This window comes from Xanthomonas citri pv. mangiferaeindicae (genome assembly GCA_002240395.1).
GTDB lineage: Bacteria > Pseudomonadota > Gammaproteobacteria > Xanthomonadales > Xanthomonadaceae > Luteimonas > Luteimonas citri_A.
In genome coordinates, this window is sequence record CP016836.1 from 1,328,587 (window position 1) to 1,343,474 (window position 14,888).

Consider the following 14,888-nt stretch of genomic DNA (forward strand, 5'->3'; position numbering starts at 1 on the left):
CCGTCGCCATCCGATGACCGTCATCGTCGCCCGCTACACCGATCCGCTCGAGGCGCAGCTCGTCTGCGGCCGCCTGCAGGCCGAGGGCATCGACGCCTTCGTCGGCGACGCGCACATGGCGCTGGCGAACTGGGAATGGCGACTGGCGATCGGTGGGGTCAAGGTGCACGTGCCCGATGCCGAGCTGGCGCGGGCCCGCGCGATCGTCGCCGAGCTCGATGCCGGCGCATACACGCTTTCCGACCAGGACACGCCGATGCCGGCGCCGGTGCCGGTCGATCGCGAGAGCTGGTCGAGCCGTCTGGCCTGGGTGGCGCTGGTGGTGTTTCAGCTGCCGCTGCCCTGGCGCCGGCGCCGGCGATAGCGGGCGGGACCTGCGCGCGGCGGCCTTGTCAACGGGTTCCGCTGCCGCGACCCGGGGGCCACAATCCGCCCGCGGCGCCGCTGCCGCGACAGCTTTCGGAACCGATGTACCAGCCCGACGCCGCCCTTTCCCGTAGAATCGCCGAGACCATCGCCGCCGAGATCGGCGCCCAGCCCACCCAGGCGATCAGCGCGATCGCGCTGCTCGACGAAGGCGCGACCGTGCCGTTCATCGCGCGCTACCGCAAAGAAGTCACCGGCGGCCTGGACGACACCCAACTGCGCAACCTCGAGGTTCGCTTGGGCTACTTGCGCGAGCTCGAAGAGCGGCGCGCCGCGATCCTGGCGAGCATCGACGAGCAGGGCAAGCTCACGCCCGAACTGCGTGGCGACATCGAGGCCGCCGACAGCAAGGCGCGGCTCGAGGACCTGTATCTGCCCTACAAGCCCAAGCGCCGCACGCGCGCGCAGATCGCCCGCGAGGCCGGACTCGAGCCGCTGGCCGACGGTCTGCTGGCCGATCCCACGCAAGTGCCCGAGGACGTCGCCGCCGGTTTCGTCGATGCCGACAAGGGCGTGGCCGACGTCAAGGCCGCGCTCGAGGGTGCGCGCGCGATCCTGATCGAACGCTGGGGCGAGGACGCGGCGCTGATCGGCGAACTGCGCACCTGGCTCGACGCGAACGGCGTGATCCGGGCGAAGGTCGTCGAGGGCAAGGAAGCGGCCGGCGAGAAGTTCCGCGACTACTTCGACCATGCCGAGCCGCTGGCGAAGATTCCCTCGCACCGCCTGCTGGCGCTGCTGCGCGGCCGGCGCGAGGAGTTCCTGACCCTCGAACTCGATCCCGGCCCCGATGCCGAGCAGGGCAACGCCTACGCCGAGGGCCGCATCGCGCTGCATGCCGGCATCGCCGAGCGCGGCCGCCCGGCCGATGCCTGGCTGCGCAATGCCTGCCGGCTGGCCTGGCGCGCGAAGATCCACCTGCATCTGATGATCGACCTGCTGGGCAAGGCGCGCGAGAAGGCCGAGGGCGAGGCGATCGAAGTGTTCGGCGACAACCTCAAGGATCTGCTGCTGGCCGCACCGGCCGGCCCCAAGACCGTGCTCGGGCTCGACCCGGGCATCCGCACCGGCTGCAAGATCGCGGTGGTCGATGCGACCGGCAAACTGGTCGCCACCGAGACGATCTACCCGCACGAGCCGCGCCGGCAGTGGGACCAGTCGCTGCACGTGCTGCAGGCGCTGTGCGCGCGGCACGGCGTGCAACTGGTCGCGATCGGTAACGGCACCGCCTCGCGCGAGACCGACCGCCTGGTCGCCGATCTGATCAAGCGCGCGCCCGAACTGAAACTGCAGAAGATCGTCGTCAGCGAAGCTGGCGCGTCGGTGTACTCGGCCTCCGAAACCGCCGCGCGCGAGTTCCCGCAGCTCGACGTGTCGCTGCGCGGCGCGGTGTCGATCGCGCGGCGCCTGCAGGACCCGCTGGCCGAACTGGTGAAGATCGAGCCCAAGGCGATCGGTGTGGGCCAGTACCAGCACGACGTCGACCAGTACCGGCTGGCGCGCGCACTCGATGCCAAGGTCGAGGACTGCGTCAACGCGGTCGGCGTGTTCGTCAACACCGCGTCCAGCGCGCTGCTGGCGCGCGTGTCCGGGCTGTCGGCCGGGGTCGCCGAGAACATCGTCGTGCATCGCGACGCCAACGGGCCGTTCAAGCGCCGCCGCGATCTGCTCAAGGTCCCGCGTCTGGGCGAGAAGACATTCGAGCAGTGCGCGGGTTTCCTGCGCATCGCCGACGGCGATGAACCGCTCGATGCATCGTCGGTGCACCCGAGGCCTATCCGGTGGTCGAGCGCATCGTTGCGGCCACCGGCCGCCCGATCGCCTCGCTGATCGGCGACGGCAGCTTCGTGCGCGGGCTCAAGCCGGCGCAGTTCACCGACGCACGCTTCGGCGAGCCCACGGTGCGCGACATCCTCAAGGAGCTGGAGAAGCCCGGTCGCGACCCGCGGCCGGAGTTCAAGGCCGCACAGTTCGCTGAGGGCGTGGAGGACATCAAGGACCTGCGCGAAGGCATGATCCTCGAAGGCGTGGTCAGTAACGTCGCCGCCTTCGGCGCGTTCGTCGACATCGGCGTGCATCAGGACGGCCTGGTGCACATCTCGGCGTTGTCGGACACCTTCGTCAAGGACCCGCGCGATGTGGTCAAGGCCGGCGACATCGTCAAGGTCAAGGTGCTGGAGGTCGACGTGGCGCGCAAGCGCATCGCGCTGACCCGGCGCCTGGACGATACGCCCACACCGCGCGAGGCGCGCGGATCGCGCGACGCCGCAACGCGCGATTCGCGCGGGCCCGGCCGCGGCGGCCGCCCGGGCGGCGGTGCGCCCAAGCCGAGTGCGCCGCCGGCCAACAACGCGCTCGCCGACGCCTTCGCACGCGCCCGCCGCAGCTGATCCCGCCTGCGGGCCGCGTGCCGGACAAGCACACGGACGGCGCCACGTCATTGCGTCCGATCAAGGCCGGTCCCCGGATCGCCGCCCAAGATGCTCTGCAACCAGAGGGATGCGGGGCGCGGACGATGTCGGTAGTGGTATGGCGGGACGAGCTGGACACGGGTATCGATGTCATCGATGGCCAGCACCGGCGGATCGTCGACATGATCAACCAGCTCGAACTCGCGCGGCACGGGCACTCGCGCGAAGCCGTCAGCGAGGTGCTCGATGAGCTGGTCGACTACACGCTCTCGCATTTCGCGTTCGAAGAGGCGCTGATGGAGGAAGCGGGCTATGCGTTCTGCGCCGCCCATCGCCGTGTCCACGAACTGTTTGCGCGCCGCGTCCAGGAGTATCGGCTGCGCTTCCAGGCCGGCGAGGACATGCTCGATGAGCTGCGTGCGATGCTCGTGCGCTGGTTGTTCAACCATATCCGCAGCGACGACAAGGCGTACTCGCCGACCGTCAAGCAGCATCTCAACGGCTTCACCAGTACCCACGAGAACGGCGGCTGGCTGCGTCGCACCCTGCTGCGCTTCTTCCGCTGAAGCAAAAGCCGGCGCAGCGCTCGCGCACGTGCAGTAACGCCGGACTCAGGTACCGGTTGCCGCGCGCAGGGCCTCGCGGCAGCGCCGGCTGCACGGCACCACGGTGCCGTCGTCGAGATGGAGCCGCGCATCGCCGCTGTCGAGCGGCTCGATCGAGGCGATGCGCGCGACGTTCACCAGATGGCTGCGGTGCACGCGCACGAAGCGTGCCGGGTCGAGCCTGGCCTGCAGGTCGGCCAGGGTGCTGCGCAAGGGATACACCTTGCCGCGCACGTGCAGGTTGGCGTAGTTGCCCGCGGCCTGCACCCATTCGATGTCGTCGGCGGCGACCAGGAACTCGCGGCCGAGCTTGCGCACCAGGAAACGCTCGGGCCGCTCCACCGGCTCCACGGGGGCGGCGCCGTCGTCGGGTGCGGTGAGCAGCGAGGCCTCGCCCTGCAGGCGCCTGAGCAGCAACCGATAGCCGTGCAGCAGCACCACGATGCCCAGGAACGTGCGCACGTCCTTGAGGTACTCGTAGAAATAGGCACCATCGAAGCTGTACTGGGCGCCGTGCAGCGCGTAGACCGCCTTGCGGATGCCGACCATCAGGCCCACGTGCAGCAGCGACCAGACCACGCTCGCCAGCGCGTACAGCGGTAGCCGCCGCCACCAGGTGTCCAGGTGCACCGGCCAGCGCGCGGTGAACCAGACCGTGGCCGGCACCAGCGCCAACAGTGCCAGCGCACTGCCCGCCTCCCAGCTCACCACTTCCCATTGCGCGCTCCCAAGGCCCGCGCGCTGGACGTCGATCCAGACGGTCGCGCTGTTGCCCACCGCCGACAGCAGGCAGGTGATCAGCCAGTAGCCGACCTCGAGCGGGCGGCGGATGGCCAGATAGCGTTCGGCCGCGGACGGCGCATCGGACGGGGGTGAGGACATCGCGGCATTGTAGGCAGCCAGCTCGCGGGCGCGGGCCGCGCCGCCCCGCGAGGCCATCCGTTCGTCCCCGGGGGCGGTCGTCTCGGCCCTTGCCGCGCCGGGGGACGGGCACCGGGGCCGACGATGGCGCCCCCTTCCCATGCGCAGCTCCCATGTCCCGACGCCACGACATCGACGCCCTGCGGGTGATCGCCTTCGGCCTGTTGATCCTCTACCACGTGGGCATGGTCTACGTGGTCGACTGGGGCTTCCACATCAAGAGCCCGACCCTGCTGTCCTGGGTCGAGTGGCCGATGGTCGCGATCAACCGCTGGCGCATGTCGCTGCTGTTCCTGATCTCGGGCCTGGCGCTCGGCCTGGTGCTGGCCCGGCGCGCGCCCGGTGCGCTGGCGGCGCGCCGCAGCTGGCGCCTGCTGCTGCCGCTGGCCTTTGGCATCGTCGCGATCGTGCCGGTCCAGGCCTACTGCGAGGCGCGCATGCTGGGCACGATCGACCCCGGCTACGGCGCCTTCCTGCTGCGCTACCTGCAGTTCCGGCCCTGGCCGGCCGGCACGTTCACCGGCGCCGAATACGGCTTCACCTGGAACCACCTGTGGTACCTGCCCTACCTGTGGGCGTACACGCTTCTGGTGCTGGCGGCACGGCCACTGCTGCGCCGGTTCGGCGGCGCCCGGGCGCGCGACTGGCTGACCACCCGCGGGCGCTGGCTGCTGTGGTTGCTGCCGCCGGCCTGGTACTTGTTTGCACTGGTGACGCTCGCCCCACGTTTTCCATCGACACACGCCCTGGTCGACGACTGGTTCAACCACGCCGGCTACTTCGTGGCTTTCGCCTTCGGCGTGTTGATCGGGGGCAGCGACGTGGTGTGGGCCCGGCTGCGCGCGGGGCGCTGGCCGCTGTTCGGGCTGGCGCTGGTCACCGGCGGCGTCCATGTGGGCCTGCGCGCGGTGGGCCATCTGATCGATGCCGGCGCGCTGTCGCCTGCGCCGTTCCTTGCGATGATGCCCGAGGGCGGCTGGCAGGGCGTGTCGATCGTGGCACTGTCGATCTACTGGTGGACCGCCCTGCTCGCGCTACTGGCCTGGGGCGCCCATGCGCTCAACCGGCCGTGGCCGGGCCTGGCCTACGCCAGCGAGGCGGTGTACCCGTGGTACATCCTGCACCAGAGCCTGATCGTGCTGGCTGCGTACTGGCTGATCCCGTTGGGGCTGGGCCCGGTGTGGGAACCGCTGGGGGTGCTGGCGATCACCGTGGCCGGCTGCGTGCTCATCCACGAACTGCTGATCCGGCGCGTGCGCTGGCTGCGACCGCTGTTCGGGCTGGCGGGAGACAGCGGCCGGCGCGCCTCGCCGGCCGCATCCCCCGCCGTGGCTCAGAAGTCCACGCCCAGCCGCGCGTAGACGAAACGGCCGGGCAGGTCGTAGGTCGAGGCGTCGTAGCCGTTGAGGCTGCAGCTCAGGCACACCGGCGGCGTCTTGCCGGTGAGGTTGTTGACGCCGATGCTGACCCGCGTGCCTTCGAGCCACGCGGTGCTGCGCCAGGACAGTTGCAGGTCGTGGTAGGTGGTCGCGCCAAGCGCGTTGCGGTCGTTGACGCTGTCGGGGCAGATCGCAAAGCCGATCGCACCGCCGCACGACTCGACCAGCCGGTCGATGTAGCGCATGGTCCAGGCCAGCGACCACGGCCCGCGCGTCCAGTCGGTGACCAGGGTGCCGGTCCACTCGGGGATCGCGCTGTTGTTGACCTCGACGCCGGGCCGCCGCGGCTCGGCCTCGCCCGACTCGTTGACCAACTCGTAGCGGCCGACCCAGGTCGCCTTCGCATCGAAGCGCAGGCGGCCCCAGGTGTGTTCGGGCAGCGTCCAGGCAGCGGTGAAGTCCCAGCCGTCGGTCTTGATCGTGCCGAGGTTGGCGAGGATGTCGTCGAAACGGACGATCTGCCCGCGCTCACTGCGGTCGTACGAGGCGCAGGCCAGCGGATCGCGGGTGGCGATGCAGCGCTCGAGGATCGCCTGCGCGTCCGGCGCCTGGATCGCGCCGTCGATGTGGTGGCGGTAGAAGGTCACGCCCAGGTCCAGGCGATCCGACCACGTCACGCCGTCGGCGAACGACGGGCTCCAGACCGCGCCGACCATCAGGCTGCGGCTGTGCTCGGGCTCGAGGTCGGCATTGCCTGAGGTCACCACCGAGATCTGCGAGTTGGTCTGCTCGTAGCCCGCCGGCACGCCATCGGCGGCGCAGGCCGGCGACGACGAGGCAGCGCCCGAGCACGGATCGACGAGCGTCGCGTCGAAGCGGCTGAGCGTGCCGTAGAGCTCGCCGATCGACGGCGCGCGGAAGCCCTCGGCATAGCTCATGCGCAACAGAAATTCGTCGGCCGGCTGCCAGCGCAGGCCGACCTTGCCGGTGGTCTCGCCACCGAAGGTCGAATAGTCCGAATAGCGTCCGGCGATGCTCAGATCGAGGCTGTCGCCGAACCATGAATCACGCAGCAGCGGCACGTTGAACTCGGCGTAGGCCTCGTTGACGTCGTAGTCGCCCGAGGTCGCGCCCGAGGGCACGCCGTTGTACTCGCCCGCGATTGTGATCGGATCGGGCGTGTAGCTGCCCTCATAACGACGATGCTCCAGACCGGCCGCGAACGACAGCGCGCCGGCCGGCAACTGCACCAGATCGCCGGTGACGTTGGCCGAGGCCAGGGTCAGCGTGTTGCGGCTGGCGTCGCGCACCACCGGCTGGATGAAGGCGAGCATCTCCTGGGTGATCGTGCCCGGCCCGCCGAAGATGTTCAGCGGCACGCAGCCGGCGATCGCCGCGCACGCGTCGGGGTCGCCCAGGGCTTCGTTGATGCGGCGCACGTTGTAGCTGCCGGTGTTGACCTGCTCGGCGCGGCTCTGGCTGCGGACGAGGTTGAGGTCCCAGTTCCAGGTCCGATCGCCGACGCCGAAAATGCCTTCCAGGCCTGCGGCGACATACCAGGTCTTGACGTCCTGGGTGTAGCGGCGTGGCCCGCCCTCGACTGGCCGCCGGCCAAGCAGGAACAGGTTGGCGTCCTGGCCCACCGTGGTCAGGTCGAAGCCGAACGGGTTGTAGGGGTTGCGCGCGGAGATCGTCAGCCGCTGCTCGGCCCAGGGGTTGTAGACGCCGGCATCGGTGCCGAGGAAGAACGGCTCGGGCGCAGCCTGGTTGGCCGAGGTGCGCGTGTTGTAGAGCACGCGGGTATAGCCCGACAGCTGCGGGCTGAACTCGAAGCGCACCTGGCCGAATACCGACTTGCGCTCCGACGGGGTCAGCAGCAGGTTGTTGGGCGCGAAGTTGTAGCGGTCGGCAGTGCCGAAGCAGTGGAAGTCGTCGGTCCGCGTGCAGCCGGTCTGGCTGGGGTCGTAGACCGGCGAGGTCGCGCCGTCGTTGGGCGTGAGGTCGAAATCCTCACCGGTGTTGGGATCGCGGAACACGAAGCGGCCCGACGGCGTGGCCGAACTGCCGTTGGCCAACCCCGTGCCCGGCACCGGCACGCTGGCGTTGTCGAACTTGGTCGAGGCGATCTGCCGCTGCTTGTAGTACGACGCGCCGAAGAACCATTGGGCGCGTTCGCTGTGCCCGCCCCAGCCCAGGTCCGCGCCCCAGGTCGCGCCGCCCAGGTCGTCGTACTCGCCGTAGTGCAGGTCGAGGCTGCCGCCGTCGGCATCGCGACGGGTGATGATGTTGACCACGCCGGCGATCGCGTCGGAGCCGTAGATCGACGAGGCGCCGTCCTCGAGCACCTCGATGCGCTCGATCAGCGACAGCGGGATCGTGTTGAGGTCGACGGCCGAGCCGACGCCCGAGGCCGAGGACTCGTTGACCCAGCGGATGCCGTCGACCAGCACCAGCACGCGCTTGGCGCCCAGGTGCCGCAGGTCGACCGTTGCGGCGCCGGCGCCGACGCCGCCGCCATCGGGCGGAAAGCCGAAGTTGCCGCTGGAATTGAACTTGGTGTTGAGCGCGGCGCCGCTGGCAGTGAGGTTCTGCACGATGTCGGCGACGGAGGTGAACCCGCTGCGCTGGATGTCCTCGCGGGTGAGCACCTGGACCGGAACCGCGGTCTCCATTTCCGCCTTGCGGATGCGGGTGCCGGTGACCTGCACGGTGTCGAGCGTGCGCGCCTGCGGCGCGGGGGCCGGGGGCTGCTGGGCGGCGACGGTGAGCGGAAGGACGACGAGCAGGGACGACGAGACGGCTGCGGCCAGGCAGTGGCGGCGGATCGGCATCATGCGGACTCCTGTGGCGAGGGTCGCCGGCCTCCTGCCGGCGGATTCGTTGTAACGAATCGTTAACCTGGCCGCACCTGGGGTTTACCCCAGGTTGATCCACGCGCCTCGTTGTGAAGCGCTTGGATGTCGGTTCTAGCCGCAACCCGGGTCGCTGACCGCGTCGGCCAGCGACGGCAGCGCGGCGCCGGTGTCGGCGCTCGCACGGATCGCGGCATCGGCCGCGTCCATGTCGAAGCCCTGCGCGGCGATCCAGTCCGGGCTGTAGTAGCTGTGCGCGTAGCGCTCGCCGCCATCGCACAGGATGGTGACGATCGCGCCGGTGCGGCCGGCCGCGCGCATGGTCTGCGCGACCCGCAACACGCCGACGAAGTTGGTGCCGGTCGAGCCGCCGACGCGCCGGCCCAGGCGCGCGTTGACGTAGCGCATGCCCGCCAGGCTCAGCGCATCGGGAACGCGGACCATCGCATCGACGCAGCCGGGAATGAAGCTGGGCTCGGCGCGCGGTCGTCCAATGCCCTCGATGCGCGAGGGCGGCGTCGGCGCGAGGTCCTCGGGCGCCGGCTCGCGGCGCAGGCTGCGCGCGTAGTGGTCGAAGAACGCCGAGTGCTCGGGATCGGCGCACAGCACCCGGGTGTCGAAACCGCGATAGCGCGCATAACGCCCGATCGTCGCGCTGGTGCCGCCGGTGCCGGCACTGCAGACGATCCACGCGGGGACCGGATGCACTTCCTGCGCCATCTGCTTGAAGATCGACTCGGCGATATTGTTGTTGGCCCGCCAGTCGGTCGCGCGCTCGGCGTAGGTGAACTGGTCCATGAAATGCCCGCCGCACTCGCGCGCCAGCTGCGTGGAGGCCGCGGCGATGTCGCAGGCGTTCTTCACCAGATGACAGCGCCCGCCCTGGAACTCGATCGCGGCGATCTTCTCCGGCGATGTCGAGGCCGGCATCACCGCGACGAACGGCAGGCCGAGCAACCGCGCGAAGTAGGCCTCCGACACAGCGGTCGAGCCGCTGGAGGCCTCGACCACCGTGCTGCCCGCGCGCAACCAGCCGTTGGCCAGCGCGTAGAGGAACAGCGACCGCGCCAGCCGGTGCTTCAGGCTGCCGGTCGGATGGCTGGACTCGTCCTTGAAGTAGACGTCGATGCCGGGGAAGCCCGGCAGGTCGAGCGGGATCAGGTGGGTGTCGGCCGAACGGTTGAAGTCGGCCTCGATCTTGCGGATGGCCTGCGCCACCCAGTCGCGGTTGGGCATGGGGCACTCGAACGAACTTCGGGACGCCGCGCGTTGCGGCGCGACGACAGCTTAAGCCCTGGCAGGTCCGGCGGCGTACGCGACCGGCCCGGCACCTGGACTCGCGAGCGCGGCGTTCATCCCAGACGCCGGCGCACGATGCGATCGAACACCGCGACGGCGACCGGCAGCAGCGCATCGTCGAAACGGAACGTCGGGTGGTGGCACATGGCGCTGTCCATGCCCAGGAACAGGTAGGCGCCGGGCCACTGTTGCAGCATGTACGAAAAATCGTCGGAAAAGGGGTAGGCGCGCAGATCGGTGCTGACGTTCTCCGCGCCGAGCACGTCGCCGATCGCCTCGGCCGCCAGCGCGGCCTGCGCGGGTGCGTTGACGCACGGCGGGCACGAATGCGGGATCTCCAGCCGGATCGTGCAGCCCGAGATCTGCGCATGCCCCTCGCACAGCGCGCGCACGCGAGCGAGCAGCGCCTCGTGCACGTCCGTCGACAGCGAGCGGATCGTCCCGCTGAGCGAGGCGGTCGAGGGAATGATGTTGTGGGTCGTGCCGGCCTGCAGCGAACCGACGTTGATCAGCGCCGCTTCCATCGGGTCGATGTGGCGGCCGACGATCGCGCCGATGTCCACCGCCAGGCGGGCGGCCACCTGCAGCGGATCGTTCGCACGGTGGGGCGCGGCCGCGTGACCGCCGATGCCTTCGATCGCGATCTCGAACACCGCCAGCGACTGCAGCGTGGCGCCGGCGCGCACGCTGGCCCGGCCGGACGGGAGCGCGGGCATGTTGTGGAAGGCGTAGACCTCGTCGCAGGGGAACCGATCGAACAACCCGTCCTCGATCATCCGGATCGCGCCGCGCCCGCCCTCCTCGGCCGGCTGGAAGATCAACACCACGCGCCCGCTGGCCGGCGGATGCGCGACCAGGTATTGGGCTGTGCCCAACAGCGCCGACGTGTGCCCATCGTGGCCGCAGGTGTGGGCCACGCCCGGGCGCTGCGAGCGGAACGGCAGGTCGCTGTCCTCGTCCATCGGCAGCGCGTCCATATCCGCGCGCAGACCGATCGACAGGCCCGGCGCGCCGCTGTCGATCACCGCGACCACGCCCGTGCCGCCCAGGCCGGTATGCACCTCCAGTCCCAGGCCACGCAGGGTCTCGATGACCAGCGCCGAGGTGCGCTCCTCCTCGAAGCCCAGCTCCGGCCAAGCATGGATCGCCTGGCGCCAGTCGGTCATCGTCGGCGCCAGCGCGCGGATCGATTCGGGCATGTGGGGGGAAGACACGGTCATCGCAACACTCCATCGGCGGCACAGCGCGCCGGTTCGAAATCCAGGGGGACGCGCGCGCCGGCGGCGCGGCGGCTCACCACAGCAGCAGGCTGGCGCCGATGCAGTACATGAAGACCGCGAACACCCGCTTGAGTGCCGGCCCGCTGATCGCATGCGCCAGTCGCGTGCCCAGCGGCGCGACCAGCACCGAGGCCAGCGCGATGCCGATCGCGGCCGGCAGATAGACATAGCCCCAGGCCATCGACGGCAGCACGTCGCCGGGCGCCTGCAACGCATAGCCCGACGCGCTGGCCAGGCCGATGAACACACCGCAGGCCGCCGAGGTGCCGACCGCGCGCACCGGCTGCACGCCTCGCCAGACCAGCAACGGCACGGTCATGCTGCCGCCGCCGATGCCCACCAGCGATGAGGCGATGCCGATCCCGATCCCGGCGCCGGTCATGCCCGCGCCCGACGGCACGACCGCCGCCCCGGTGTCGGGCGGCGAGCGCGACAGCAGCATCTGGGTGCCGGCGATCGCGCAGTACGCGATCACGCCGTACTTGAGCACCTCGCCGTCGAGTCCGATCGCCAGCCGCGCGCCCAACCAACCACCGATCAACATGCCAGGCACCAGCCAGGCGACCGACGGCCACAAGACACTGCCACGACGGTGATGCGCGCGGGCCGACGACATGCCGGTCAGCACGATGCTCGCCAGCGAGGTCGCGAGCGCGGCATGCATCGCGGCGTCCTTCGGGATGCCGTAGATCGGCAACAGCCAGACCAGCGCGGTCACCAGCACCAGGCCGCCGCCGATTCCGAGCAGGCCGGCCAGAATCCCGGCGACCGCGCCCAGGACCGGGAACAGCAGCATCGACAGGCTCAGCACGACCGGCCGCCTGCGACTGCGGGCAACGGCAGCACGGCGCTCACTTGAGCTCGATCTTGATCGCCGCCGCCGCGTCGCGCGCGACAGCCCGCGCGGCCTCGACATCCTCGCCGCGCGCCAGGGTCACGCCGACCCGGCGCTGGCCCGCGACCGACGGCTTGCCGAACAGGCGCAGCGCGCTGTGCGGCGCCTGCAGCGCGGCCTCGATTCCCGAGAACGCGGGCACGCCGTGCCCCTGCGCCAGCAGCGCACAGGACGCGCCGGGTCCGGCGAGCAACACCGTGTCGTCGGCGTCGACCGGGATCGGCAGGCCGAGGATCGCGCGCGCATGCAATGCGAACTCGCTCAGGTCCTGCGAGGCCAGCGTGACCAGGCCGGTGTCGTGCGGGCGCGGCGAGACCTCGCTGAACCAGACCTCGTCGCCGCGCACGAACAGTTCGACGCCGAACACGCCGCACCCGCCCAGGTCGTCGGTGACCGCGCGTGCGATCTCGCGGGCCCGCGCCAACGCGCGCGGCGACATCGCCTGCGGCTGCCAGCTCTCGCGGTAGTCGCCGGCGATCTGCACATGGCCGATCGGCGCACAGAACGCGGTGCCGCCGGCATGACGCACGGTCAGCAGCGTGATCTCATACTCGAAGTCGACGAAGCCCTCGACGATGCAACGCCCGGCGCCTGCGCGGCCGCCGGTCTGCGCGTAGTCCCAGGCCGCATCGACATCGGCCTCCGTGCGCACCGTGCTCTGGCCCTTGCCCGACGACGACATCACCGGCTTGACCACGCACGGCAGGCCGATCGCCGCGATCGCCTCGCGGTACTGCGCATGGGTGTCGACGAAGCGGTACGGCGAGGTCGGCAGGCCGAGCGTCTCGGCCGCGAGCCGGCGGATGCCCTCGCGGTCCATCGTCAGCCGTGTCGCGCGCGCGGTCGGCACCACCTGCAGCCCGGCCTCGCGCTCGAGCGCAACCAGGGTGTCGGTGTGGATCGCTTCGATCTCGGGCACCACCAGATGCGGGCGCTCGGCGGCGATCAGCGCGCGCAGCGCGGCCGGATCGAGCATGTCGAGCACATGGCTGCGATGCGCGACCTGCATCGCCGGCGCATCGGCGTAACGATCGGCGGCGATGACTTCGACGCCGAACCGCTGCAGCTCGATCGCGACCTCCTTGCCCAGTTCTCCGGAGCCGAGCAGCAGCACGCGGGTGGCGGAGGGGGACAGCGGGGTGCCGAGCGTGGTCATGGACAAGGTCGTCCCGATAGCATCAGAAGGACCGGCATTGTAGTCGGCGCGCCTCCGGAGGGCGTCCGCGCAAGGACGCCGACAGGCCCGCGCCCAAAAAAAAGACCCCGCCTAACGCGGGGTCTTTTCGTCAAGCGAGACCGCTGCGATCAGAAGCGGTACTGCGCCGACACGCCGAACAGGTTGGCGTTGCCGTCGAACGCACCGCGCAGACGGGAACCGCCACTGCCGGTGTTGATCTGCGGATTGCGCGGCTCGATGCGGGTGTAGGCCAGGTTGACGTCGAACGCGTCGTTGAGCTTCCAGGTCGCACCGACCGAATAGAACATGCGGTTGGCATCGGGCAGACGCGGGGTGCGGTGCTCGAGGTTGGTGGGCGTCTCGTCGTAGGCCACGCCGCCACGCAGCGTCCAGGCATCGTTGAGCTGGAACTCGGCGCCCAGCGAGTAGAAGTCGCTGTTCTTCCAGTCGAACGGCTCGACCGAATCCGGATCCGGGTTCTCGAACTGGATGCGGACCTCACGCATCGATTCCCAGCCCGTGCGGGCGTAGGTCGCCGCCAGCATGAAACCGTCGGTGACCTGCCAGGTCGCGCCGACGTTGAGGATCGACGGGGTGGTCAGCTCGGCGCGGGCATTGCCGTCGACGAACAGCGGACGGGTCATCGGGCTGGCATTGAAGACCGCACGCGCGTTGTCGGGCACGGTCCAGTCGACGGTGCCGCTGAGCTCGTAATCGATTTCCGAGCGGTAGCTCACGCCGATCGACACAGCGTCGGTCGGACGGAAGTGCGCGCCGATCAGCCAGCCGAAGCCGTTGTCGTCGCCCTGCACTTCGGCGGTGCCATCGGCGCCCTGCGGCGTGGCGAACGGCAGCGGGCGGGTCGCGGGATTGGAGAACAGCAGCGCGCCGAAATCGACCCCCTTCGACAGCGTGACGTCCGCGCGCGAAGCGATGACGCCCAGGCCGACCGAGAAACGGTCACCCAGATCCACCGCGCCCGAGAGCGTCAGGTCGATGATTTCCACTTCCGAGGTCAGCGCCGCGTAGCGGCCGACCCAACCCGGGTCGTACTCGGTCTTCAGGCCGAACGGCGCACTGACCATCGCGCCCAGCGCGGTGCCATTGTCGAACTTGTGGACGACCGACATTGCCGGCACCGGGGTCACGTCGCCGGCGTTGCCGCCATTGTTGCCGGACATCGGGCGGCCGAGGGCGTCGACCGCGGCCCCCTTGTATTCGTAATTGAGGTCGATGACGGTCAGGTCGACCTGCATGGTCGTGCCCTCGAACTGGGTCATCACCGCCGGGTTGTTGGTGACCACCGAGCTGTCGCCGGTCTTGGCGGCGGTGCCGGCGAACGCGGCGCCCATCGACTTGACGCTGTTTTCCTTGAGCTGGAAGCCGGCGGCGTGCGCCTGGCCTGCGAATGCCAGGGCGCCGGCGATGCCGAGTGCCAACGCGGTGCATTGAATGATGCGGGGGTGGGTCGCCATGGTCGCCTCTCTCTCGAAGGTGTACTTGATGGTCCGGGCCTGGTTCGCAGAACGCGACCTTAAAGGCCTGGCCTGTGATGTCCGTTCGCCCTCGGAAAACCCCTCCCGACGCGCTCGGCGGGCGCACTATACCGTACCTCCCCGTCCGGAACCGTGCTGCATTGCGGC

At 70.1% G+C, this 14,888-nt stretch carries 10 protein-coding genes and 1 pseudogene; 4 read left to right on the forward strand and 7 right to left on the reverse strand.

Going from position 1 to position 14,888, the window contains the following annotated elements:
* The first annotated feature begins 13 nt into the window (after positions 1 to 13).
* The 3 genes and pseudogenes from BEN78_05705 (at position 14) to BEN78_05715 (ending at position 3,403) form a co-directional block, all read left to right on the forward strand.
* On the forward strand, positions 14 to 364 hold the full coding sequence (locus tag BEN78_05705; protein ID ASR42947.1) for a hypothetical protein: 351 nt from the start codon (positions 14 to 16) through the stop codon (positions 362 to 364).
* A 104-nt stretch (positions 365 to 468) separates the two neighbouring features.
* Positions 469 to 2,816, forward strand: a pseudogene (locus tag BEN78_05710) (RNA-binding transcriptional accessory protein).
* Between the two features lie 125 nt (positions 2,817 to 2,941).
* Positions 2,942 to 3,403 carry a bacteriohemerythrin gene (locus BEN78_05715; GenBank protein ID ASR42948.1) on the forward strand — a complete coding sequence of 154 codons (462 nt, stop codon included), beginning with the start codon at positions 2,942 to 2,944 and terminating at the stop codon, positions 3,401 to 3,403.
* 45 nt (positions 3,404 to 3,448) lie between these two features.
* Here the strand turns inward: BEN78_05715 and BEN78_05720 are convergent, their stop codons facing one another.
* Positions 3,449 to 4,324, reverse strand: a complete 876-nt coding sequence (locus BEN78_05720) for a LytTR family transcriptional regulator (GenBank protein ID ASR44945.1) — start codon at positions 4,322 to 4,324, stop codon at positions 3,449 to 3,451.
* Positions 4,325 to 4,476: 152 nt separating this feature from the next.
* On the opposite strand from BEN78_05720, the gene BEN78_05725 reads away from it, so the two are divergent.
* A complete protein-coding gene (locus BEN78_05725; GenBank protein ID ASR42949.1) occupies positions 4,477 to 5,724 on the forward strand; it encodes a hypothetical protein in 1,248 nt (415 codons plus the stop codon).
* Here BEN78_05725 and BEN78_05730 read toward each other — a convergent pair.
* From BEN78_05730 to BEN78_05755, 6 genes are all read right to left on the reverse strand, one after another.
* Positions 5,697 to 8,576, reverse strand: a complete 2,880-nt coding sequence (locus BEN78_05730; protein ASR42950.1) for a TonB-dependent receptor — start codon at positions 8,574 to 8,576, stop codon at positions 5,697 to 5,699. The genes BEN78_05725 and BEN78_05730 overlap by 28 nt on opposite strands.
* 132 nt (positions 8,577 to 8,708) lie before the next feature.
* Positions 8,709 to 9,830: a cysteine synthase gene (locus tag BEN78_05735; GenBank protein ASR42951.1), complete on the reverse strand. Its 1,122-nt coding sequence runs from the start codon at positions 9,828 to 9,830 to the stop codon at positions 8,709 to 8,711.
* A 116-nt stretch (positions 9,831 to 9,946) separates the two neighbouring features.
* The gene (locus BEN78_05740) at positions 9,947 to 11,092 is read right to left on the reverse strand and encodes an amidohydrolase (protein ID ASR42952.1); all 1,146 of its coding nucleotides are present in this window, start codon (positions 11,090 to 11,092) and stop codon (positions 9,947 to 9,949) included.
* A gap of 94 nt (positions 11,093 to 11,186) precedes the next feature.
* A complete protein-coding gene (locus BEN78_05745; GenBank protein ASR44946.1) occupies positions 11,187 to 11,969 on the reverse strand; it encodes a phosphotransferase system, fructose-specific IIC component in 783 nt (260 codons plus the stop codon).
* A gap of 55 nt (positions 11,970 to 12,024) precedes the next feature.
* Positions 12,025 to 13,224: a phosphoribosylglycinamide formyltransferase 2 gene (locus BEN78_05750; GenBank protein ASR42953.1), complete on the reverse strand. Its 1,200-nt coding sequence runs from the start codon at positions 13,222 to 13,224 to the stop codon at positions 12,025 to 12,027.
* 149 nt (positions 13,225 to 13,373) lie between these two features.
* Positions 13,374 to 14,720: a hypothetical protein gene (locus BEN78_05755; protein ASR42954.1), complete on the reverse strand. Its 1,347-nt coding sequence runs from the start codon at positions 14,718 to 14,720 to the stop codon at positions 13,374 to 13,376.
* Between the last annotated feature and the right edge of the window lie 168 nt (positions 14,721 to 14,888).

What these genes read in the sequence shown, in the direction of transcription:
- BEN78_05705 (ASR42947.1), top strand. Translation starts at nt 14, where the DNA reads ATGACCGTCATCGTCGCCCGCTACACCGATCCGCTCGAGGCGCAGCTC.
- BEN78_05715 (ASR42948.1), top strand. Translation starts at nt 2,942, where the DNA reads ATGTCGGTAGTGGTATGGCGGGACGAGCTGGACACGGGTATCGATGTC.
- BEN78_05720 (ASR44945.1), bottom strand. Translation starts at nt 4,324, where the DNA reads ATGTCCTCACCCCCGTCCGATGCGCCGTCCGCGGCCGAACGCTATCTG.
- BEN78_05755 (ASR42954.1), bottom strand. Translation starts at nt 14,720, where the DNA reads ATGGCGACCCACCCCCGCATCATTCAATGCACCGCGTTGGCACTCGGC.
- BEN78_05725 (ASR42949.1), top strand. Translation starts at nt 4,477, where the DNA reads ATGTCCCGACGCCACGACATCGACGCCCTGCGGGTGATCGCCTTCGGC.
- BEN78_05735 (ASR42951.1), bottom strand. Translation starts at nt 9,830, where the DNA reads ATGCCCAACCGCGACTGGGTGGCGCAGGCCATCCGCAAGATCGAGGCC.
- BEN78_05740 (ASR42952.1), bottom strand. Translation starts at nt 11,092, where the DNA reads ATGCCCGAATCGATCCGCGCGCTGGCGCCGACGATGACCGACTGGCGC.
- BEN78_05745 (ASR44946.1), bottom strand. Translation starts at nt 11,969, where the DNA reads ATGCTGCTGTTCCCGGTCCTGGGCGCGGTCGCCGGGATTCTGGCCGGC.
- BEN78_05750 (ASR42953.1), bottom strand. Translation starts at nt 13,224, where the DNA reads ATGACCACGCTCGGCACCCCGCTGTCCCCCTCCGCCACCCGCGTGCTG.
- BEN78_05730 (ASR42950.1), bottom strand. Translation starts at nt 8,576, where the DNA reads ATGATGCCGATCCGCCGCCACTGCCTGGCCGCAGCCGTCTCGTCGTCC.